16 protein-coding genes and 2 pseudogenes are annotated in these 21774 nt (G+C 62.7%); 7 read left to right on the top strand and 11 right to left on the bottom strand.

Annotated features, from left to right (window positions below):
* Positions 1 to 51 precede the first annotated feature (51 nt).
* From moaA to moaD, 3 genes are read left to right on the top strand one after another with little or no spacing between them, the layout of a single operon-like run.
* A complete protein-coding gene (gene moaA / locus WN982_RS35450) occupies positions 52 to 1122 on the top strand; it encodes a GTP 3',8-cyclase MoaA (RefSeq protein ID WP_341319527.1) in 1071 nt (356 codons plus the stop codon).
* A gap of 45 nt (positions 1123 to 1167) precedes the next feature.
* Positions 1168 to 1737: a molybdenum cofactor biosynthesis protein MoaE gene (locus WN982_RS35445; RefSeq protein WP_341316652.1), complete on the top strand. Its 570-nt coding sequence runs from the start codon at positions 1168 to 1170 to the stop codon at positions 1735 to 1737.
* 42 nt (positions 1738 to 1779) lie between these two features.
* Positions 1780 to 2037: a molybdopterin converting factor subunit 1 gene (gene moaD / locus WN982_RS35440; RefSeq protein ID WP_341316651.1), complete on the top strand. Its 258-nt coding sequence runs from the start codon at positions 1780 to 1782 to the stop codon at positions 2035 to 2037.
* A 45-nt stretch (positions 2038 to 2082) separates the two neighbouring features.
* Here moaD and WN982_RS35435 read toward each other — a convergent pair whose 3' ends face one another.
* Positions 2083 to 3510, bottom strand: coding sequence for a PLP-dependent aminotransferase family protein (locus WN982_RS35435; protein WP_341316650.1), 1428 nt, complete (start codon positions 3508 to 3510; stop codon positions 2083 to 2085).
* 300 nt (positions 3511 to 3810) lie between these two features.
* Between WN982_RS35435 and WN982_RS35430 the strand changes: the two genes are divergently transcribed.
* Positions 3811 to 4791, top strand: a complete 981-nt coding sequence (locus WN982_RS35430; protein ID WP_341316649.1) for a LysR family transcriptional regulator — start codon at positions 3811 to 3813, stop codon at positions 4789 to 4791.
* Positions 4792 to 5098: 307 nt separating this feature from the next.
* Here WN982_RS35430 and WN982_RS35425 read toward each other — a convergent pair.
* The 10 genes and pseudogenes from WN982_RS35425 to WN982_RS35380 form a co-directional block, all read right to left on the bottom strand.
* A pseudogene (locus WN982_RS35425) lies at positions 5099 to 6496 on the bottom strand (winged helix-turn-helix domain-containing protein); the annotation flags it as partial.
* 258 nt (positions 6497 to 6754) lie between these two features.
* Positions 6755 to 7669, bottom strand: coding sequence for an AraC family transcriptional regulator (locus WN982_RS35420; protein WP_341316648.1), 915 nt, complete (start codon positions 7667 to 7669; stop codon positions 6755 to 6757).
* Between the two features lie 311 nt (positions 7670 to 7980).
* Positions 7981 to 8802 (bottom strand): alpha/beta hydrolase, encoded by an 822-nt coding sequence (locus WN982_RS35415; RefSeq protein WP_341316647.1) that lies wholly within the window; start codon positions 8800 to 8802, stop codon positions 7981 to 7983.
* Between the two features lie 403 nt (positions 8803 to 9205).
* Positions 9206 to 10339: an FAD-dependent monooxygenase gene (locus WN982_RS35410; protein ID WP_341316646.1), complete on the bottom strand. Its 1134-nt coding sequence runs from the start codon at positions 10337 to 10339 to the stop codon at positions 9206 to 9208.
* Positions 10340 to 10365: 26 nt separating this feature from the next.
* On the bottom strand, positions 10366 to 12630 hold the full coding sequence (locus WN982_RS35405) for a molybdopterin cofactor-binding domain-containing protein (protein WP_341316645.1): 2265 nt from the start codon (positions 12628 to 12630) through the stop codon (positions 10366 to 10368).
* The gene (locus tag WN982_RS35400; RefSeq protein WP_341316644.1) at positions 12627 to 13139 is read right to left on the bottom strand and encodes a (2Fe-2S)-binding protein; all 513 of its coding nucleotides are present in this window, start codon (positions 13137 to 13139) and stop codon (positions 12627 to 12629) included. Before WN982_RS35400 ends, WN982_RS35405 begins: the two co-directional genes overlap by 4 nt.
* The gene (locus WN982_RS35395) at positions 13136 to 14437 is read right to left on the bottom strand and encodes a c-type cytochrome (protein ID WP_341316643.1); all 1302 of its coding nucleotides are present in this window, start codon (positions 14435 to 14437) and stop codon (positions 13136 to 13138) included. Before WN982_RS35395 ends, WN982_RS35400 begins: the two co-directional genes overlap by 4 nt.
* Before the next feature lie 127 nt (positions 14438 to 14564).
* Positions 14565 to 15779 (bottom strand): MFS transporter, encoded by a 1215-nt coding sequence (locus tag WN982_RS35390; RefSeq protein WP_341316642.1) that lies wholly within the window; start codon positions 15777 to 15779, stop codon positions 14565 to 14567.
* A gap of 50 nt (positions 15780 to 15829) precedes the next feature.
* Complete coding sequence (locus WN982_RS35385; protein ID WP_341319526.1) at positions 15830 to 16978, bottom strand: FAD binding domain-containing protein; 1149 nt, start codon at positions 16976 to 16978, stop codon at positions 15830 to 15832.
* 87 nt (positions 16979 to 17065) lie between these two features.
* Positions 17066 to 17629: pseudogene (locus WN982_RS35380) on the bottom strand (DsbA family oxidoreductase); the annotation flags it as partial.
* A gap of 118 nt (positions 17630 to 17747) precedes the next feature.
* Here WN982_RS35380 and WN982_RS35375 point away from each other — a divergent pair.
* The 3 genes from WN982_RS35375 to WN982_RS35365 all read left to right on the top strand — a co-directional run bounded on the left by WN982_RS35375 (position 17748) and on the right by WN982_RS35365 (position 21772).
* Positions 17748 to 18668, top strand: coding sequence for a LysR family transcriptional regulator (locus WN982_RS35375; RefSeq protein WP_341316641.1), 921 nt, complete (start codon positions 17748 to 17750; stop codon positions 18666 to 18668).
* Positions 18669 to 18957: 289 nt separating this feature from the next.
* Entirely contained in the window at positions 18958 to 19647 is a 690-nt protein-coding gene (locus WN982_RS35370; protein ID WP_341316640.1) for a hydrolase, read from the top strand.
* A gap of 256 nt (positions 19648 to 19903) precedes the next feature.
* Complete coding sequence (locus tag WN982_RS35365; RefSeq protein WP_341316639.1) at positions 19904 to 21772, top strand: amidohydrolase; 1869 nt, start codon at positions 19904 to 19906, stop codon at positions 21770 to 21772.
* Positions 21773 to 21774: the final 2 nt, after the last annotated feature.

Raw genomic sequence — 21774 nt, 5'->3', positions numbered from 1 at the left:
CCCACTTTCGGATAGATCGTGAACATCATCGACCAGCCCATACCCGCAGATATTGCATCCCGCCGTCGCGTATCCATCGGCGGTGCGACGCCTACCCTCGACACGCTCGATCGTCCGCTGCGGGATTTACGTCTGTCCGTCATCGATCAATGCAACTTCCGCTGTACTTACTGCATGCCGCGAGACAGCTTCGGCGCAGACTATCCGTTCCTGGCGTCTTCGGAGCGCCTGTCGTTCGAACAGATCCTTAAGCTCGCGAGAGCGTTCGCTCTGCTCGGGGTGGAGAAAATACGCATCACCGGCGGCGAGCCGCTCCTGCGGCGTGGGCTCGAATCCCTGATCGAACAGCTCGCGAAACTGACGACCACAAGCGGCAAACCGATGGCGCTCGCGCTCACGACAAACGGCTCCCTGCTCGCCGCGAAGGCGCGCTCGCTGCGCGACGCCGGCCTCGGCCGCGTGACAGTGAGCCTCGACGCGGTGGACGACGCCGTATTCCGCCGGATGAGTGACGTCGACATGCCCGTGTCGCGGATATTGGACGGGATCGAGACAGCGCGCGCGGTCGGACTCGAGCCGGTCAAGGTCAACGCGGTGATCGAGCGAGGCGCCAACGACAGCCAGATCCTGCCGCTCGTCCGCTTGTTCAAAGGCACTGGCGTGGCCGTGCGCTTCATCGAATACATGGACGTTGGCGGCGCGGGCGGTTGGTCGAACACGAAAGTGATCACGGCTCGTGAGACGCGCGACATCGTCGAATCGGTGTTCCCCCTGATCCCCATCGTCGTTCGTGAACAGACGGGCACCGCAGTCAACTATCGCCATGCGGACGGTGCAGGCGAAGTCGGATTCATCGCGAGCGTATCGCAGCCGTTCTGCGGGACATGCTCGCGCGCCCGCGTATCGGCCGACGGTCAACTTTATTCATGCCTTTTCGCCACACATGGCACGGACCTCAGGCCCTGGCTCACTGACACCGCTTCAGTCGAGCAACTGGCAATGGCCGTCCGCAGCCGGTGGATCCGCCGCGACGACCGCTACTCCGAGCTTCGCTCGACGCAGCACCGGCTGGAATCGGGAAAAGTCTATCCCACAGTCCGCATGTCGCTGGTCGGCGGCTGACGCCTGGCCAGCCCTTGCGAAGCAGACACAGACTGGAGAGCCGCCATGACAACACCGCTCCAACGAGCCGCCACGCCGCTCAATGATCGGGCACACCCTGAAGCCCCGTATGTCGACGATAGTGCAAGCGGTCCGGCGCATGCGCAGGTCGCCATCGCATCGGGCCTGGAAGTGCGTGTCCAGCACCAGGCGATCGATATCCAGTCGGAAATTGCGCCGATCATGCGCAATCCGGACGTGGGTGCGATCGTGAACTTCCTCGGGGTAGTGCGTCATTGCGGTGATTTCGACGACGTGGTCGCGCTCGAGCTCGAGCATTATCCAGGGATGACCGAGCAGTCGCTCTGGAGCATCGTCGAGGAGGCGGCCGCTCGATGGCGCCTGGATGCGGTGAAGATCGTGCATCGGGTCGGTCGTGTCGCGCTCGGCGAAACGGTGGTACTCGTCGTGGTCGCCGCGCCGCATCGTACGCACGCATTCGACGGATGCGAATTCCTGATGGACTTCCTGAAGACCCATGCGCCGTTCTGGAAGAAGGAAATCCGGCGCGACGGCGCGTTCAGATGGGTCGAGGCCAGGACGAGCGACGAACGGTCGATGCTGCGTTGGGGTTGATGCGCCATGCGCCACAGCGCTTGCCGCAAGAGGAACACACGAATGAAACTCACCATCAGGTATTTTGCTAGCGTTCGCGAACAACTCGGCATCTCGCAGGAGATCGTGCACATCGACGCTTCCGAACTCACCGTTGACTGCCTGCGGGTCAGGCTCGCGTCGAGAGACGAGCGGATGGCCGAAGCGCTGCGCGTGGGCCGACCGCTCCGCACAGCCGTCAACCAGGAGATGGTCGCCGAGACGTTTGTCGTGCGGGAGGACAGCGAAATCGCGTTCTTTCCGCCCGTTACGGGGGGCTGAGGCTCATTCGCGTCCAGGCGAGCTCAGGCAGCGGTCAGCGTGTTGCTAGCGGGCGCACATCGCGACGAGCTTGCCGACGGTAATCACCGCCTGCTCGATTTCGCTCGACCACGGGCTGCTGTAATTGAGGCGGATGAAATTCCGATAGGTCGCCTCCGAGATCGAGAACATGTAGCCCGGCCCGATGGTGATGCCCTGCTCGAGAGCAAGCTTATAGAGCCGCATCCCGTCGACCTTAGGCGGCAGTTCGACCCACAGCACGTATCCGCCCGCGGGGTTGGACATGCGCGTCCCCTCAGGAAAGAAACGCGAAACCATCGCCTTCATGAGGTTGGCCTGCTGCGCATATGCCTTCCGAACCTTTCGCAGATGGTGCTCGTAACTATCGCGCTCGAGGAATTCCGCAATCGCCAGTTGAGGAATCGACGGAGAGGTCAACGTGTTCAAAAACTTGAGTTTCTCGACCTGATCGCGATAGCGGCCCGGCAACGCCCAGCCAATCCGGTAGGCTGCCGTAAGGGTCTTTGAGAAAGAACCGCAATGAAGGACCAGCCCCTTCGTGTCGAAGGACTTCAACGTGCTCGGGTGCGTGCCGTCATAGTGCAGTTCATTGTAGACACCGTTCTCAATGACCGGAATGTCCCGCTTCGTCAAGAACTGGACCAGTTCGCGCTTGCGTTCGTCGGGCATCTGGAAACCCAGCGGATTCTGGAAGTTCGGCATGATCATGCAGGCGGTGACAGGCTGCGACTCCACGATCGCAGCAAGCGCCTCAATATCGATGCCGTGCTCCGGATGAGTCGACACCTCGATCGCCTTCATGCCCATCCGTTCGATCGCATGGAGCATCGCGTAGAACGTCGGTGACTCGACAGCGATCACATCGCCGGGTTTCGCGACCGCCTGCAGGCAGAGATTGATCGCCTCGGTCGCGCCGACCGTGATGATGATCTCGTTCGGATCGACTGCCATGCCGTTCTCGAGGTAGCGGCGCGCAATCTGGCGCACGAGCTTCGGATTGCCAGGCGGTAGCGCATCAGTCACGCCCCACAGCGCCTTGCACCGTCCCACGTCGTAGGCGTATCGGTTGAGCTTTTCGAAAGGAAACAGACTGGGATCGGGATAGGGCGAACCGAGCGGCACTGCATCGTCGACACCGATCGAGCGCAGCGTCGAGAGCACCAACCGGCTGACGTCGACCGTCGACGAAATCGGGATCGGTTTCGACTGCCGGAGCTCGAGCGTCTTGCGCTCGCCCTCGTCGTTCCGGAAGTTAGCGAAATAGCCCGATTGGGGCCGGCTCGTCACCAGGCCACGGCTTTCGAGCAGCAAATACGCGCGGATAGCCGTAGTGACGCTGATCCGATGCTGCTGGCTGGTCTGCCGTACCGATGGGAGGCGTTCGCCATGACGGTACACGCCTTGCCGGATCAACCGCTCGATATCGTCTGCAAGCTTCTCATAGAGATTCATCGGACGATTCCCCTGGCGCTTCGCTGCTGCATGTTGTACCGGCCGCCCTCCTGGCTTGCGCGCGCTCGCGCCGACAAGCCGTCGCCCGGTGCCGAGATCGTAGCAGAACTGTACTGACGCGAACCGGGCCGATTTGTGCACTCGGCGACTGACGCTCCGGTCTTACTCTTTCCTCCATTGAATGCACGGTGCCGGGTCCTGACGCCAGGACCTTGCGATGCGTAACGATTGGAGCCAAAGCATGAAAGAGGCAAAACCGAAGGGAAGAAGCAACATTGGCGCAAAGGCGGGTTGGGCACGATGAATCTGCTGGAAGCCATGCGCATTTACGTCAGGGTGGTCGAGCGCGGGAGTATCTCCGGCGCGGCGAGAGACCTCAATATAGGGCAGCCTGCCGCGAGCGAACGTATCGAGCGGCTCGAGAAGTACCTTGGCTGCCGGCTCCTGCTCCGTAGTGCCCGCGCGTTCAATTGCACGCCCGACGGCGTTACCTTCTACGAGCGTAGCAAGATGATTCTGCACGCCGTGGAACAGGCGGTCGCTGAAGTGTCGAACGACGAGCAGGTTCTCAGGGGAACGATTCGCGTCGCGGCGCCTCACTGCTTTGGCGAGACGGTCGTGCCGGAGGCGCTGACGCTCGTTCGCGGAGTCTATCCGCAGCTGGATCTGGAACTGGTCCTGAACGACAGGATCGTCGATCTCGTGACGGAGGGCGTGGACATTTCTTTCCGTCTTGGGCAACTCGGAGAAGGGGCCTTCATTGCCCGCCAGCTCGGTCAGGTTGGGCGCGTCCTCGTTGCTGCGCCGGGCTATCTGAGTCAACACGGTCCAATTACTGAGCCGTCCGACCTGGTAAAACACCCGTTCATCCGAGTCCAGGGCATGTTCGGCACGGACCAGTTGCCGCTCAGACACGTGACGACCGTTGTGGAGAGCGCGCCGATCCATACCGCAATCAAGGCCAGTCATTGGCGGCCCATGTATGAAATGATCATCGCGGGTGTCGGCATCGGCGTGCTGGAGGAGCCGGCGTGCGTCGATGCGCTCGTAGACGGCCAGCTGGTCCGCATACTGCCGCAATTCGAGGCGCTACCTTTGGATCTGAATGTGCTGATCCAGGCGCAACGTCCGGTGCCGCCACGGGTTCGGATGATCGTGACGATGTTAAAAAAATGCACTTCGGAAATCCTGGGGAGAGTACAAGTCGACTGCGGCGAAGTGGCAAATCGCTTTAAAGCACTTCCCGACGATGATGTTTCCGCACTTCTAAAACTTGTCTGATCACGTGCGCGGAGCGCGTGGGTTCATTGGCTCCCCAAAAGGTGTTCATGCTAGTGATGCATTGCTGCAGCGACCAGAAAATGAAACGGCAGCACGAGTAGTGCCGTCCCGGTGATTCCGAGCAGCCACAATGCAACGAACCACAACAGGCGTTTGCGAAACGTTTGATGGGACTCATCGTTTTTTGGTGACACGGCATCCCTCCTATAGGCTGGATTTTCGACGGGGCAGAATCACATCTACATCGACGCTAGTCCAGATAAATCTTTAGCGGTTTTTAGGTTGCGTGATTTCATTCTAGATCACTGGAAAGATAGCGGGCGTAACGCGCAGCGATCTCTTGTTTCTCGCCTTCGGCCTGCAGTTTCTCCAACGCATACGCCCGGGTCGATTCGGACAGGCGGTATTTCGCAACCGGACCGTCGAACTCGATATTGACTAGGGATTTGGCCGCCAGCTCGGTAATCCCGCTGATCGCGCTTGCCACCGTCAGCTCGGCGTCGCACGCCACCGCGCACATGGCCTCGAAAGCGAACACGCCATCGAAAATGGCGACACGCCTGAAGAGCGACCGCGTGAGCGAATCGAGTAGCGCGAAGCTCCAGTCGAATGTCGCGCGCAAGGTTTGATGGCGCGGCAGCGCGGTCCGGTACCCGCCCGCCAGAATTGCCATCCGGTCATCCAGCCGCCGGTACACGCCTTCCACACCGAGTGCTACGACGCGAGCCGCAGCCAGCTCGAGCGCCAGCGGAATGCCGTCCAGCCGACGGCAGATCTCCCCGACAAGCCGAATCTCCGTACTATCGGCGCCCACGTTCCGCTGCAACGAATGGGCGCGAAGTAGAAACAGATTGACCGCCGGCTGCTGCAGAATTTCGGCATCGGTGGAATGGGGTGGCGGCACATCCAGAGGATCAACCCGAAACACGACTTCGGGCATGATGCGAAGCGGCTCTCTGCTCGTCACGAGCACGCGGAGCAAATCGTTTGCCGCAGTCAGCGCTTCCACGGTTTCCGCGACATAGCCCACCACATGTTCCGCGTTGTCGAGCAGCAGCAGCCGACGCTTTCCAGCAAGCGCCGACGCGACCTGCGCGACGCTGGGCCGCCCACCCTCGATGGGCCGCCCGCAGCCTTCCAGTATTGCGGTCAGCACGCCTTCCTGGGTGCTCGTCGCGGCCAATTCCACAAAACAGACAGCCTCGGGAAAGTCCGCGGCCGCTTGACGGGCCGCTTCGATCGCGAGACTGGTTTTGCCGATGCCGCCGGCGCCGACCAGCGTCAGTACATGCGTTTGCTCCAGCATCGCGCGGATTTGCGTGAGCGCTGCGTCGCGCCCGACGAGGCGAGTCTTGGGCAGCGGCAAAGGGCGCCCGGCGGGTGCAGGCGAGCTGGGTTGTTCCGGCAGGGATTTTTTCCGCCGTTGAATAAGCTGATACCCACGGCCGGGTACGGTGAGGATCAGGTCCCGGTCTGGGCCGAGTATTTTGCGCAGCGTCGAAAGATGAACGTGGATGTTGTTCTCTTCGACGATGGTTTCCGGCCAGACTGCGCTCATCAACTCGTCTTTCGTGACGAGACGCCCGCCCGCCGATGCGACCACGGCAAGGATGTCAAAGGCGCGGGACCCAAGCTGCACAACTTCGCCGTTTTGCCGCAAAGCGCGCATTTCCAGATCGATTTGAAAGCGGCCTAGTTCGATCATGTCGTTTTCAATTTGAGGAACCATGAGCGTGATAGGGAAATGGTGTGAGGTGCCGATTGGGCGCAGGCATACACGAACGGCTGCCGTCGACGTGTTCGAAAGTACCTCGGCCGATACAGCGCGTCTTGTCGGTTAGTGCGATGCTTTGTATGAAAATCTATTCGCCTGCACCAACACCGCTGATCGATCACTACGTTAGGGCCTGTTCACATGTGAACAGGCCCTGGCGTCTGATCAAACGCGCGAAGGGCACGCCGCTTAACGGCCCGTCTGTCGACGCCAGGCGCCGGGCGGCTTGCCGACCAGCTGCGAGAAGGTTCGCGTGAAGTGGCTTTGATCGGAAAAGCCGCAGGCAATGGCGATTTCCGACAGGGAAAAGTCCGAGTGTTTGAGCAGATCGCGCGCGCGATCAATACGCCGCTCGAGTTGCCATTGGTGGGGGGTGCGATGCGTGGTTTCGCGAAACGCACGGATGAAATAGCTGCGCGACAGATTGCAAGCGTTCGCGATCTCTTCGATCGAAACATTGCCCTGTGCTTGCGCGAGCAGCATGTCTTTGGCTCGCGCCTCGTGCAAACCCGAGAGCCGCCGGTTTTTCTTATTCGACTCAGACGGTGCGTTGCTGTACCGATCGATCAGATGTGTCCCGATCGTGACGCCCAACTGTTCGACAAAGAGCGGGCTGGCCTCGCTCTGGCGTTCCAGCGTAAGGGACAATATCTGCGCGAGGTGCCCAAGGATCGGGTCCTTGCGGCCTGCCAGAGATGAAACGCGCGGTGTGCTCGATCCGCTGCGCTCGTAGCAGGCGTTCGCCATGAAAACACGCGACAACTCCATCAGCACGAAATCGAAACCGCGGTACAACTCGGCCCGGTAGTCATCGGCGAAATCACGAACGTAGATCGAATCTTTTTCGAAGTCGTGCGACGCCCATCTGTGCCCGGAAAAAATGCGCCGGCTATGGCCGCTTCTCAGCGACACGCCGATAAGGAGGCCGCGATCGGAGGCGGGCATGTCGACCGCACTCGTCTTGCCGTCGCGCGTGCACTTGCGATAAAACTTGAACTCACCCGTGTCGAGTTCGAGGTCTTTGTATAGCTGGTTCGACAGGCACCCCAGCGAGTCTTTCGGTCGTGCTGCCGTGGCGGAGGAAGTCTGAGTATCGTTGACCATGATTCATCACCTCGGTTCGTCGCGCTGCAGTCCCGCTGCCAGGGTAATTTAGCCAGCAATTAAGAGATGTAAGAAGTTTGCATTATGGAGTAGTTTGTAATAAAAGGTGCGTACTTTGAGCTAAATGTTTCTCGTAGTATTCGTAATGCGGCGAAATTAACTCCTTGGCGCTTTCGAATCGGCTGTAATAGTGCTCGTCGCTTTCTGTGAGCGATACGCGGCGCCTGGGGCTGCCAGGCAGCCGGCGCGCCGCACTACACCTTTGCATCGAGCGCTTCGCTGGTTCAACCAGACGCGCGCTCGAACCTGCATTAGCTCTGCAGGAATTCGAGCAGATCGGCGTTGACCTTGTCGGCGTCGGTCGAGCACATGCCATGAGGCGCACCCGGATAGACCTTCAACGTGGCGTTCTTCACCAGCTTGGCCGACAGGCGAGCCGAGGCGTCGATGGGAACGATCTGGTCGTCGTCGCCATGCAGGATCAGTGTCGGCACATCGATCTTCTTCAGATCCGCGGTGTAGTCGACTTCGGAGAACTGCTTGATACATTCGTACTGGCCTTTGATCGAGCCGAGCATGCACTCGCGCCAGAACTCGTCGATCATGCCTTGCGAGACTTTCGCGTTGGGCCGGTTGAAGCCGTAGAACGGCACGGCAAGGTCTTTGTAGAACTGCGAACGGTTACTCGCGACGCTCGCGCGAATGCCGTCGAACACGGACATCGGCAAGCCGATCGGATTGCTCTCGCTCTTGACCATGACCGGCGGCACGGCGCCGATCAGCACCGCCTTGGCGACACGCGAGGTGCCGTGGCGGCCGATGTAGTGCGCAACTTCGCCGCCGCCCGTCGAATGGCCGACCAGCGTGGCGCCCTTCAGGTCGAGCGCGTTGATCACGGCAGCCAGATCGTCGGCGTAGGTGTCCATGTCGTTGCCGTGGGACGGCTGGTCCGAGCGGCCATGGCCGCGGCGGTCGTGAGCAATGACCCGATAGCCTTTCTGCACGAGGAACAGCATCTGTGCGTCCCATGCGTCGGCGTCGAGTGGCCAGCCGTGCGAAAAGACCACCGGCTTGCCGCTGCCCCAATCCTTGAAGAAAATGCGCGTGCCGTCTTTGGTGGTGACCGTGTTCATGGTATGACGCTCTCCATGCTGTGGGTGGGATGAGGTGCCCGCGTGCGCACTAGCGCCGGCGGATGCCGCAGCCATCGCGACAGTAGGTGCCGCCATCGCGGCGACTGCCGCGCCGGCGGCACCGGCGCTTGCAACGAGTAGCTGCCGGCGATTTGCCGATGGAACTCCGGAAGGGTTAGTCAATTTTTCTCCATTCTTGTGATGTTGGTGGATGTGCAGTCAAGACGATGCGTGACGTGACATCACAGGATTGGATCGTACGGCGTTGGCGTCTGTATTGAACTTCAGAATGCTTAATTCTTCTTAACCGGGCTTGAAGCGGTACTAGCGAGATGTCCTGAACGTCGCGGAGCGCGGTATTCGGCCAGCATGTTCGGCCTTAAGCGCCATGGCGATGCTCCGCTCAGTGCGACGGGTAGCCGAGTCCGAACGATTGAGCCAGCCGTGGACCCTTCAGAATCAGCGGTTCGACGGCGCTCCGGCGCCGCGCAGCCCAGTCGTCGAGCACCGGTACGACATCCGCGGTGGGTGTCGCGAGCGCTTCGGCGAGGCTCACCGCATCGCCGGCGGCTTTCGAGGTGCCCGAGCCCGTGTGCGGCCGCAGCGTGCAGGCGGCGTCGCCCACCAGCGCGATGCGCCCTTTGGCGAACGACGGGCTCAACGCATCGGAGATGGCTTGCAGGAAAGGGGTGTCCGTCGCGGCCACCAGTTGCGACAAGGTGTGGGGAAGTCTCTCGCGCGCCGTTCGATGCAGGAATGCGAGCGACGGCTCCGACAGTTCGCCCGGCGCAACCGATGCATGGTGGCGCTGGCCGTCGCGGCCGGTCAGAAACGCGCCGACCGACGACATGTCCGGTTCGTTCCTGTACCAGAGCCAGTTGAAGCGGCGTGCGCCTGTTTCGAGCGAGCCGTCCAGCGCGGGGATGAGGAACGTCATGAATAGTTCGGCATCCGATTGATAGAGCGTCATGTTCTCGATCAGATCCGAGACATCGTCACGATGGAAAGCGCTTTCGTTCACCACACCGCGCCACGCGATGTACCCCGCATACGACGAAACGCTGCCGGGAAAAAGCATGGACCGAAGCCGCGAGCCGGTGCCGTCGGCGGCGACCAGCACGTCGGCTCGAACCGGCGCTGAGCCGTCGTCGAAGCGGATGTCCACGCCGTGTGCGTCTTCGGCCACACTCGCGACGTGGCGCCCATAGTGAATGGCGCCGGGCGGCAGCATGCTGCATAGCGACCGGTACACCGCATCCCACGATGAAAACGGCAGCAACTCAGGGTCGTCGCGAATCACCTGGCCTTCGCTGTCGATCCACCGCCGCCGGTGGGTGGGCACCGCAAGCATCGCGCGGGTTCGGTGGCCATGGTCCTCGAGAAAGCGCAGCATCTGCCGGAGTACGACGACACCGCCGCCGCGCCCTCGAAGCGGCGTGGCGGAGCGTTCGTAGACGTGCACGTCGTGACCCGTGCACGTGAGCGTCAACGCGCATGCGAGCCCTGCTATCGAACCGCCTGCGATGGCAATTTTCATGGTGCTCACGAACCCAGGTGGAACCGCTAGATTTCGATCTGCCGGCGCAGGTTGTCGCCGCCCAAGGGCATGTCGCGCAGGCGCTTGCCGGTCGCATCGAACAGCGCATTGCCGATCGCGCCGGCGGTCGGCCCCATCGACGCTTCCGCAGCGCCGAGAAAGGGCGCACCGGGGCGATTGATCAGATGCACGTTCAAACTGCGCGGCACGGCGGAGAACCGCAGGATCGGATAACTGCTCCAGTCGAAGCTGCGGATTCTCGCTGTATCGAACTTTAACGCTTCATAGAGCGTCCAGCTTGCCGATTGAATCACACCGCCTTCGATCTGGTTGCGGATGCCGTCGGGGGTGACGATCTGCCCCGAGTCCACCGCCACTTCGGCGCGCTCGAGAATCACCTGGCCGGTCTCGCGCACCACGGAAATCTCGACGGCGATCGCCACATAAGCCATCAGGTTCTTGTATTTGCCGAACGCAAAGCCGACGCCTTGATTGGCCTTGCGCGGCGCGCGCGGCCAGCCGAATTTCCCGGCGGCAAGCCGGATCACGTCTCGGGCGCGCGGATCCTGCATATGCTTGAGCCGGAACGCGACGGGGTCGGCGCCGGCGGCGGCGCTCAACTCGTCCATAAACGTCTCTATCGTGAAGATGTTCATGTGCGCGCCGAGCGAGCGCATCGCCGACGTGTGCAACGGCATGGTCGGCGAGAAGTTGTTCATCACGTGCATATTGGGGAACGCATACAGCGGAATCGCGTTGCGGTCGCCGCCGCCTTCCGGCTGCACCATCGGTACCGACGCCGCCGGCATGAACGGTTTCTCCAGCATTTGCGCCGGAATGAGCCGGCCGGCGTTGACGATCCGCTCGTTGTGCGAGCTGCTCCACAGCGCGTAGTTCCAGTCGATGATACTGCCGCTCGCGTCGAGCGATGCACTGACTTCGGTGACCATCGCGGGCGTGTAGTGATCCCACGTATGCTCCTGTTCGCGCATCCATTGCACGCGAACCGGATGACCCGCCATTTCGCGGGCGATCAACGCGGCGTGCGCGGCGACGTCGTCTGCGCCGTTATGGCCGTAACAGCCCGACCCTTCGACGTGAACGCAGCGCACCTTGTCCTTCGCCAGCGACAGCATTTCAGCCAACGCGTCGCGCAGTGGATAGACCCCTTGCGAGTGCGTCCAGACGGTCATGCTGCCGTCCTTGAACTGCGCGACCGAGCATGATGGGCCGATCGAACCGTGCAGCATGTAGTGCTTGGTGTACTTCGCGCTCAGCGTTTTGACGGGCGTGCCGGCCGCGCTGTGCGTGTTCGCAATCTCGATGTGTTCAGTGGAGATCGTCTTCAGATCGCTGTGCACGGTAGCCGGGTCGGGCAATGTGCGTCTGGCGCTCCACTGACTCCCCGCGGCCAGCGCGCGTTGCGCTTGCACGGCCTGCCATTCGCCTTTGGCGACCACCGCCAGCATGCTGCCGTTCCTGATCACCTTCACGACGCCCGGCATCTTCAGAATCTCGGGCGTATTCGTCTGCAGCAGCTTCGCATCGTAGACCGGCGGCAGCACCACGCGTGCGTGCAGCATGTCCGGCATCGACATGTCCTGCACATAGCTCGGGCCGCCCGTCACCTTGCCCGGGATGTCCAGCCGCGGCAATGACGTGCCGATCGTTACGAACGTGGCGGGGTCTTTCAACGGCGAAGCCGGCGTCGCCATACGATGCAGATCCACCCCGCCGATGGCATGGCCGTAAGTCATCGTGCGGCCGTCGGGCGCCTTGATGATCGCGTTCCGAACTTTCAGCACGCTGCTCTCGACGCCGAAGTGTTTGGCCGCCGCATCGACGAGCAGGCCCCGCACCTGGGCGGCGGCGTTCAGCAACGCGCTGCCGCTGTCGGCGATCGTGTGGCTGCCTGCTGTGAGCCCCTCGTCCGGCGAGGCGCCCGTGTCGGCGGTCAGGAACGTGATCAACGCGGGCGCCATGTCCAGTTCTTCGGCCGCGATCTGCAGCAGCGCGGTGCGCACACCCGTGCCCAGTTCGACCTTGCCGGTGTATGCGGTCACCTTGCCCGCGGGATCGATCTTGATCCATGCATCGAGAAACGGATTGGTCTTCAGGCTGCCCGCGAGCGCCTCGGTCGCTTTGGCGACGTGCACCGCAGCGCCTTCGTCAGCGATCACCTCCTGGGCCATGGCCTTGATGTCGGGGAACAGGCTGAAGCTCACTACCAGCGCGCCGGACATCATGAAGCGGCGGCGTCCCTCGTCGATATCGTCTTCTTTGACGCTCATTGCATGCCTCCGTGGCTCGCCGCGCCTTGAGGCGGGCTGGGCGCAGCGTCTGTCGCGGGCAGGTGCGCGACTTCGCGGATCGCGGCGAGGATGCGCATGTGGGTGCCGCAACGGCAAAGATTCGGCTCCATGTGCTCGCGCAGTTCACGCTCGGTCGGCCGCGGATTGCGCTCGAGCAGCGCCTGCGCGCGCATGATCATGCCGGCGATGCAATAACCGCACTGCGCGGCCTGATGCTCAATGAACGACTTCTGCAGCGGGCCGGGATGCGCGGCGGTGCCGAGGCTCTCAATTGTGCGCACAGGGCGGCTGCCGATCGACGACACTGGAATCAGGCAGGAAAAGGCGGCCTGGCCGCCCACGATCACCGTGCACGCGCCGCATTGTCCGAGTCCACAGCCGAACTTGGCGCCATGCAGATGCAGGTCGTTGCGCAGCGCGTAAAGGAGCGGCGTCGATGGATCGATATCCAGCGCGTGCTGCACGCCATTGACGTTAAGGTTGATCATCGCGCGTTGTTCTCCTGTCTGACTTTGGCCACCGTTTCCTCGACGTCCTGCCACGCACCGTGCTGCGAATACGTCGCGCGGATGTAGGACACCAGATCGGCGATCTGCTGGTCGCTATAGATGTCGCTGAAGGACGGCATGTAGTTCATGCTGTCCTCGCCGTGCCAGCCGTTGCCGCTGAGGATCATCTGGGCGGCGTTGCGCGGCGTCGTGGCGTTGACCGCGGTGCTGAACGCAAGCGTGGGGCGCTCGCCGATCGATTGCATCGGCGCGGCGGGGCCATGGCATTGCGCGCACGATGCGCCGAACAGGATCGCGCCGCGCTGCGCCGCGGGCGACGGGTCGGCGTGACCCGCGACGTGACCCGCGCCGTCGGTAGCCGCACCCATGACGGCCGGTTGCGCTTTCTGGATCGACAGGATGTAGGCGGCAATTGCCTGCACGTCGGCTTCGGGCACGGTGGCGAGATCGCGCGTGACCGGCAGCATCGGGCCGGCCGCTGCGCCGTGCTCGCTGGCGCGGCCGCTGCGCAGATACATGACGAGCTGTTCCATGGTCCACGGTTTCGGCGCCGAACCGAGTGCGTTCAGCGCGGGGGCATCCCAGCCGTCGACGATGCCGCCGTCGAATGCATGTCCCAACTTCTCGCCGCCGATCGCATTGAGCGGCGAATGGCACGACGCGCAGTGACCGAGGCCGTCCACCAGTAGCTTGCCGTGGTTCAACCCGGCGTCTTTCGACGCGTCCGCCGTCTGCTCGCCGGGGTGCAGGAACAACACGTTCCAGAACGCGAGCAAGGGCCGGAAGTTCAGCGGGAACATCAGGTCGTTCGCCGGCGCGGTCTCTTTGACCGGCTCACGCGTCATCAGATACGCGTACGCAACCGAAATGTCGCGATCGGACATGCGCGTGAAGTGGAGATACGGAAACGCGGGATAGAGCAGATGTCCGTCGCGGGCGACACCGTAACGTACCGCTCGCGTGAACGCTTCCAGCGACCAGTTGCCGATGCCCGTCTCGGAGTCCGGCGTGATGTTGGTGGCGTAGATAGTCCCGAACGGGGTGGCAAGCGGCAGGCCGCCGGCGAACGGCTGGGCGCCCTTCGCTGTGTGGCAGACGATACAGTCGCCCAGCGCCACGACCCGCGCGCCCGCGAGCTTCGTTTGTGCGTCGAAGGACGAAGCCGGCGGCGGACTGACCGGCGCAATCGCGGGCTTCCACATCAGCCATCCTGCGACGATCAGCGCGGCCACGACGACCGCGCCTCCCATCGCCAGCAATCTGGACTTGCGAGTCATTCACGCACCTTTGGTTTGACTATGCTGGCTAGCGTATCGCCGCCGTCACGGGAATTCCTGAATCCACGCTTAAATGTTGTTAAACCGGACAGCGTTGCCATCCGGATTCCCGAATGGATTGACGAGCTCAGGCGTTGCGGGAGGCGAACGGGCGGCCGATCGTCAGATAATGAATCAGCGCGACGATCGGGAAGGCCGTAGCGACCGCGGCGACGAGCGGCCAGCCGCCGTGTTCATAGAGCGGGCTGGCGAGCGCCGAGCCGAACGCGCCGCCTACGAAGATGCTGGTCATGTACAACGCATTGAGCCGGTTGCGGCTCGCGGCATGCAATGCATAGATTTCGCGTTGCCCCAGCACCATGTTCATCTGCACGCCGAAGTCGAGAACGATGCCGGTCGCGACAAGCCCCGGCACGCCCCACGCCGGATGAATCAACGCCGGTGTGTAGGCGAGCGCGCCCACCACGAGCGCAATCAGCGTCGCGCGCACTGTGTGGCCCGCATCGGCGAGACGCCCCGCGACCGGCGCCGAGGTCGCGCCGATCGCGCCGACCAGCGCGAAGATGCCGATGGCGGTTTGCGAGAGTCCGAACTGCCTGGTCAACTCGACGGGGATCGCGGTCCAGAACAGGCTGAACGAAGCGAACATCAGCGCCTGATACAACGAGCGGTGACGCAGGATCGGCATCGTGCGGACCAGGTGGGCAAGCGAGCCGATCAGCTCGAAGTAGGTGGCCTTGTGATCCGGCTGGCGGCGCGGAATGGTCAGTGCGAGCACGCTGGTAACGATCGTCATCAGCACGGCCGCGGAGCCGAATACGGCGCGCCAGCCGAAATGCCCGGCGACCACGCTGGAGATCGGGCGCGACAGCAGGATGCCGAGCAGCAGTCCGCTCATGATGGTGCCGACCACCTTGCCGCGCGACTCGTCCGGTGCGAGATGGGCGGCGAGCGGAATCAGAATCTGCACGGCCACGGAGCTGAAGCCGACCAGCAGCGAGATCGCGAGAAACCAGCCCGGCTGATGGGCAAACGCCGCGGCGCCGAGACTCACGATCGACACCAGCGCGGTGGTGATCATCAGCTTGCGGTTCTCCAGCAGGTCGCCGAGCGGCACGAGAAAGAACAGGCCGAAGGCGTAGCCGATCTGCGTGAGCGAAACGATCAGGCTGGCCGTGCCGCCGGACATGTGAATATCCGGTGCAATCAATTCGGTGATCGGTTGCGCGTAATAGAGATTTGCGACGATCGCGCCGCAGCAGAATGCGAATAGCGCGATCAGGCCGCGTGTCAGCTTGACCGGGCTTGCGGTGCCGGCCGTGGTGGATGCGTGCGTTGACATGGGCAACTCCGTGAAATTAAAAAAAAGTGGACGCTGACGTGGACGCAAACTCAGCGGGCGATGCCCATCAGCCGGTCGCCGAGCGACACGCCTAGATCGGTCATCAGCTTGCCGCGCTGCAACTGCTGGTTTTCCCAGCGCTTGAGTACGGAATCGATGGTCGCGCCGGCCTGCCACGTCGACGACAACGCCAGTGCGAGCGCATGCGCATTGGCCGCGGCCTTGGCGGTGCTTCCCGCCGTGTGCGGACGCGGCACCGATGCGGCGTCGCCGATCAGCACGACCCGGCCGAACACCATCTTCGGCGCGCGCAGATCGACGATCGGCTGCATGAACGGTTCTTCGGTGGCATCGACCAGCGCGCGAAACGTCGGCCCGAGCAGCGCTTTCGCATCCGCTCGAAGCTGGGCGATGTCCGCGCTCCTGGTCGTGCCCGGCGGCAGCGAGAACGGGCGCGCAACGCCGTGCCGGTCCACCAGAAGCGCGTCCAGCGCTTCGCGGCTGTACTTGCGGTACCACACCCAGTTCCAGCGGCGCTCGCCAACCACGGTCGAGTCGCCTTCGCCGGGAATCAGATAGGCGAGAGCCGAATGCGCTTCGCCCTGCTGGAACGTAAACCGGTCACGCAGCGTGTCCGCGGCGCGCAGCGGCAGATCAGGCTCGTCGACGAGTCCGCGCCATGCCACATAGCCTGCGTAGGCCGGCACGACCTCAGGCAGGAGCCGCCGCCTGAGCGTCGAGCGGATGCCGTCGGCGCCGATCAGCAGATCGGCCCGCTCGCTGCGGCCGCTTTCGAACTGCGCGACGATCTGCTCGCCCTCCATCCGGAAATCGACAAAGGTCTCGTCCGCATGCATGGACGCCGCGGGCAGCGCGTTCCTCATGGCCCGGTACAGCAGGCTCCATGAGGTCTGCATCTGCGGCATGAACAGCCGTTCGACGTGAGTGTCTTCGCGGTCCAGATAGATGCGCTCGCCCGACGCCACGCCCGGCGGATCGGGCAACGCTACGCCGGCGAACTGCAGCGCATCCAGCACGTCGGGCTGAAGGACGATGCCGCCGCCGCGGCTGTCGAGCTGGTTCGGCGAGGTTTCGAACACGTCGACATCCCAACCGGCCGCCCGCAAGGTTGTGGCCGAAAGCAGTCCGCCGAGCGAGCCGCCGACCACGACGGCACGTGGTTTCTCAAGTGATCTCATGCTGCAGCTCCGCTGCACGGCTGAACGCAGTGCATTGATAAAGACGGCGGGCGGTTGCGCGCCGCTGATCGCGTCGCCGGCGATCACGATGGTGGGAACCGAGTGAATGCCGAGCCGGCCCGCCTCGCGCTGTGCGGCATCGATTTTCTGATTGCCCGAGTCGGACAGCAGATACGCGCGAACCTCGTCCGCATCGAAACCCTGTTCGGCGCCGATGGCGGCCAGCGTGTCGAGCGCACCGATGTCGCGGCCTTCCGAGAAGTAGGCGGCGTAGATGGCCTGATAAAGCGCCGCCGTCTTCCGCGGCTCGTGACGGCTTTGGGCGAACTGCATCAGACGATGCGCGAGGCGCGTGTTCGGCGTGCGCAGCACCTTGTCGTAGTTGAATGGCGCACCGGCCGCGAGACCGGCGGCCGCGACCTGCGCGTCCATGCCTTGCGAACGCGCCCAGCTGCCGAATTTACGGGTTCGATAATCGCGCCGGTCCATGCCTTCGACGGGCATCGACGGATTTAACTCGAACGGCATGTAGCGGATCGAAACAGCCGCGCCGGTACCGGATTCGGCGAGCGCCGCAGCGAGATTCCGTTGGCCGATCCAGCACCACGGACAAATGAAGTCGTAATTGACCTCGACCGGAATGGCTTGCATGTTGCACCTCTCACCTGGTAGTGCATGCAGGTTATCCGTTGCAAGAAGTTTGTAGAATGAGGCTAAAACGCAATCCCGTATTGCGCTGTACGCAACCGAACCACCGCTGAGGCCATCCATGGACAAGCTCCTCGCCCTGAACACGTTGCTGGAAGTGGCGGACGCCGGCGGCTTCTCGAAGGCCGCGCAACGTCTGGGTGTGGCCACCTCGTCGGTCACGCGTCTGATGGACGCGCTGGAAACTTCGCTGGGCACCGCGCTACTGACCCGCACGCCGAGAAAGGTCAGTCTCACGGACGCCGGCATTGCGTATGTCGAACAGGTCGGCAAGGTGCTGGACGACCTCGCCGAAGCGGACGAGAGTGTGTTCGACAGCGGCGCGTCGCCGGTCGGCTCGCTCAGGATCGCCGTGCCGTCCACCTACAGCCGGCTGAGGCTGGGGCCTCATCTGGCGGCCTTCCTTTCCGATCATCCGCGCGTGTTCCTCGACGTCGTGGTCGCCGATCACTACGCCGATCTCGCGCTCGACAGAATCGACGTTGCGATACGGATCGGCCTGCCCAACCGGGACGCCAACCTGATCGTCAGGAAACTGGCGGACAACCCGCGCTACGTCGTGGCGAGCCACGACTACCTCGAACGCAACGGCACGCCGGCGGCGCCCGAGGCGCTCGATGCCCACGAATGCCTTCGCGTGGCCTACGGCGGCGGCTATCGCACGCGCCAGGTCTGGACCTTTCGCCGGGACACCGTGGAGCAGCGCGTTGAGGTGCGCGGCCATCTGCTGTCGAACAGTCTCGACATCCTGCTGGAAGCCGTCATGGCCGGACGCGGCATCGCGCTGCTGCCTGAATGGCTGGTCGCCGCCGAGATCCGGGCGGGACGCTTGATGCGTCTGTTCGAAAATTTCGATGCGAGTCCCCACAATGGCGACGCAATCGTCTACGCGGCGTATCTGCCCAATCGCCGCCACTCCAGCAAAGTGCGAGCGCTCGTGCAGTTTCTCGAGGCGCGGGTTCACAGCTCGCTCGAAGGCTGAGCCTCCGCGGCATTGACGCCGCACGATCGTCTTCGGATCGAAGTGTAGGAACCCCCGGTACATAAAGTCCTGCAAAAAAATATGAATTCTTCTGAGCGGGCGATCGCGATGGGCCCTGCGTCGGCGAATCGCGCCGTACTTTGGGCGCATTTTTTTTAAGAACTATTAAGGCCTTTAGCCAAGGACTCTCAGAAAACCCGTCGATAGAATGGATTCCGGTTTCTCTCGCACTTCAAGCGAGTGCGGCATGTCTTCCCATGTTCACTAAACCTTTAGGATGTACAAAGCCATGGCAAATCCGAAACTCGAAGTCCTGACACCTGCAAACTCGCAGATCATCTTCATCGACCACCAGCCGCAAATGGCCTTTGGGGTCCAGTCCATCGACCGTCAGGTACTTAAGAACAACGTAGTAGGACTCGCGAAGGCAGCGCGGGCGTTCAACATTCCTACCACTATTACGACAGTGGAATCCGAAAGTTTCTCGGGATATACGTACCCCGAGTTGCTGGACGTGTTTCCAGGGCACAAAGTGCTCGAACGCTCGTCCATGAATTCGTGGGATGACCAGAAGGTTCGTGACTCGCTTGCTGCAAACGGCCGAAAGAAGGTCGTGGTGGCAGGTCTGTGGACCGAGGTTTGCAACAACACGTTTGCGCTATGCGCCATGGCCGAAGGCGACTACGAAATCTATATGGTCGCCGACGCGTCGGGCGGCACGTCGAAGGATGCGCATGACTATGCGATGCAGCGCATGATTCAGGCCGGCGTGATTCCGATGACCTGGCAACAGGTGCTGCTCGAATGGCAACGCGATTGGGCGCACAGAGAGACTTACGACGCAGTCATGGCGATTGCCAAAGAGCATTCGGGTGCATATGGGATGGGTGTGGACTATGCCTACACCATGGTGCACAAGGCGCCCCAGCGCACGGCGGGGACGCACGAGGTTCTGGCAGCGGTGCCTGCAAAGAAGTAAACAGTCGCATTACGTCGTCCGGCGGGGCGGCTCGAATACAGTGCGGGTCACGTCTACCTCGGATCTATTGAGCATCCACCGGCACGAACGTGCCGGAGGATGTGGTGGGACTCGAGGGCGGTGCATCGGTGTCCTGAATTCCGCATGCCGGCTACAACCTGTTTCTGAATGCTTCATGGAAGCAATCGCGACGAGCGCCCGCTTCCCATGAATAGCTTCGCGCGTGAAAAGCGGAGCGCTCCCTATGAGGATTGCCATGACTTCCAATACTTCCGCGCCGACACCGGCCGAAGTTGTGTTCTTCAACGGCAAGATCGCCACGCAGGATGACAAGCGCTCGTTTGCCGACGCGCTTGCGGTGGCGGACGGCCGCGTCGTCGCTGCGGGGTCCCGCGATGCCGTGATGCGCCACGTGACCGACCGCACGCGGCAGGTCGACCTCAAAGGGCGCACGGTCATCCCCGGTCTCAACGATTCCCACCTGCACATCATTCGCGGCGGCTTGAACTTCAACATGGAGTTGCGCTGGGACGGCGTGCCCTCGCTCGCCGACGCGCTCGACATGTTGCGCAAGCAGGTGGCCCGCACGCCGGCGCCGCAGTGGGTGCGCGTGGTGGGCGGCTGGAACGAATTCCAGTTCGCCGAGCGGCGCGGACCGACGCTCGAAGAAATCAACGCGATCGCGCCGGACACGCCGGTGTTCATTCTGCATCTCTACGACAGCGCGCTGCTGAACGCGGCGGCGCTGCGCACGGTCGGCTACACCAAAGACACGCCTAACCCGCCCGGCGGCGAGATCCAGCGCGACAAGCGCGGCAATCCGACCGGCATGCTGATCGCGCGGCCGAACGCCGGCCTGCTGTACGCAACGCTGGCGAAAGGCCCGAAGCTCGCGCCGGAGGATCAACGCAATTCCACGCGGCACTTCATGCGCGAGCTGAACCGCCTCGGCGTGACGAGCGCGATCGACGCGGGCGGCGGCTATCAGGCCTATCCGGACGACTACGCGGTCATCATGGACCTGGCGAAGCGCAGCGAGCTGACCGTGCGTATCGCGTACAACCTGTTCACGCAAAACGCGAAGAAGGAAATCGAAGACTTCGCGAAGTGGGTGAAGATGACGAAGCCCGGCGAAGGCGACGATTTCCTGCGCGTGAACGGCGCGGGCGAAATGCTGGTGTTTTCGGCTGCGGACTTCGAAGACTTTCTCGAGCCGCGCCCCGATTTGCCGGACACGCTCGAAGACGAACTGGAAGCGGTCGTCAAGCTGCTGGTGGCGAACCGCTGGCCGTTCCGTCTTCACGCCACGTATAACGAGTCGATCGAGCGCTTCCTGAATGTGTTCGAACGCGTGAACGCGCAGATTCCGTTCGACGGGCTGCGCTGGTTCTTCGACCATTGCGAAACCATCACGCAAAAGAATATCGAGCGGGTGCGCGCGCTCGGCGGCGGTATCGCGATCCAGCATCGGATGGCTTTTCAGGGCGAGTACTTCATTCAGCGATATGGCGAAGAAGCCGTGAAGCACACGCCGCCCATCCGCCACATGCTGGATGCCGGCCTGCCGGTCGGTGCGGGCACGGACGCCACGCGCGTCGCGAGTTTCAACCCGTTCGTGTCGCTGTACTGGATGGTGTCGGGCAAGACCGTCGGCGGTACCGCGATGTATTCGAGCGTGAACAAGCTCGACCGGATGGAAGCGCTGCGCCGCTACACCGTGGGCAGCGCGTGGTTCTCGAATGAGGAAGAGCACAAGGGCGCACTGGTGCCCGGCCAGTTCGCGGACTTCGCAGTACTCAGCGAGGATTACTTTTCCGTCGATGAAAGCCGCATCAAGTTCCTGACCTCGGTGATGACGGTGGTGGGCGGCAAGGTCGTGTATGCGGAAGAGGAGTTCACGCCGCTCGCGCCGCCCGATCTGCCGGTCAGCCCGTCGTGGTCGCCGGTAGCGGAATTCGGTGGCTACAGCCGTTACAAGCCGACCGCGGTGGCATGCGTGGACGGCTGCGTGAATCTGTGCGGCGTGCATGCGCATGCGCACGGCTGGGCATGGCGCAAGAACGTTCCCGTCAGCGATTCGAACGGGTTCTGGGGCGCGTTGGGATGTAGCTGTTTCGCGTTCTGACC

This window comes from Paraburkholderia sp. IMGN_8 (assembly GCF_038050405.1).
In the GTDB taxonomy this organism is placed as follows: Bacteria; Pseudomonadota; Gammaproteobacteria; order Burkholderiales; family Burkholderiaceae; genus Paraburkholderia.
The sequence above is the reverse complement of the archived record's forward strand: the minus strand, read 5'-3'. Positions and strand labels throughout refer to the sequence as shown.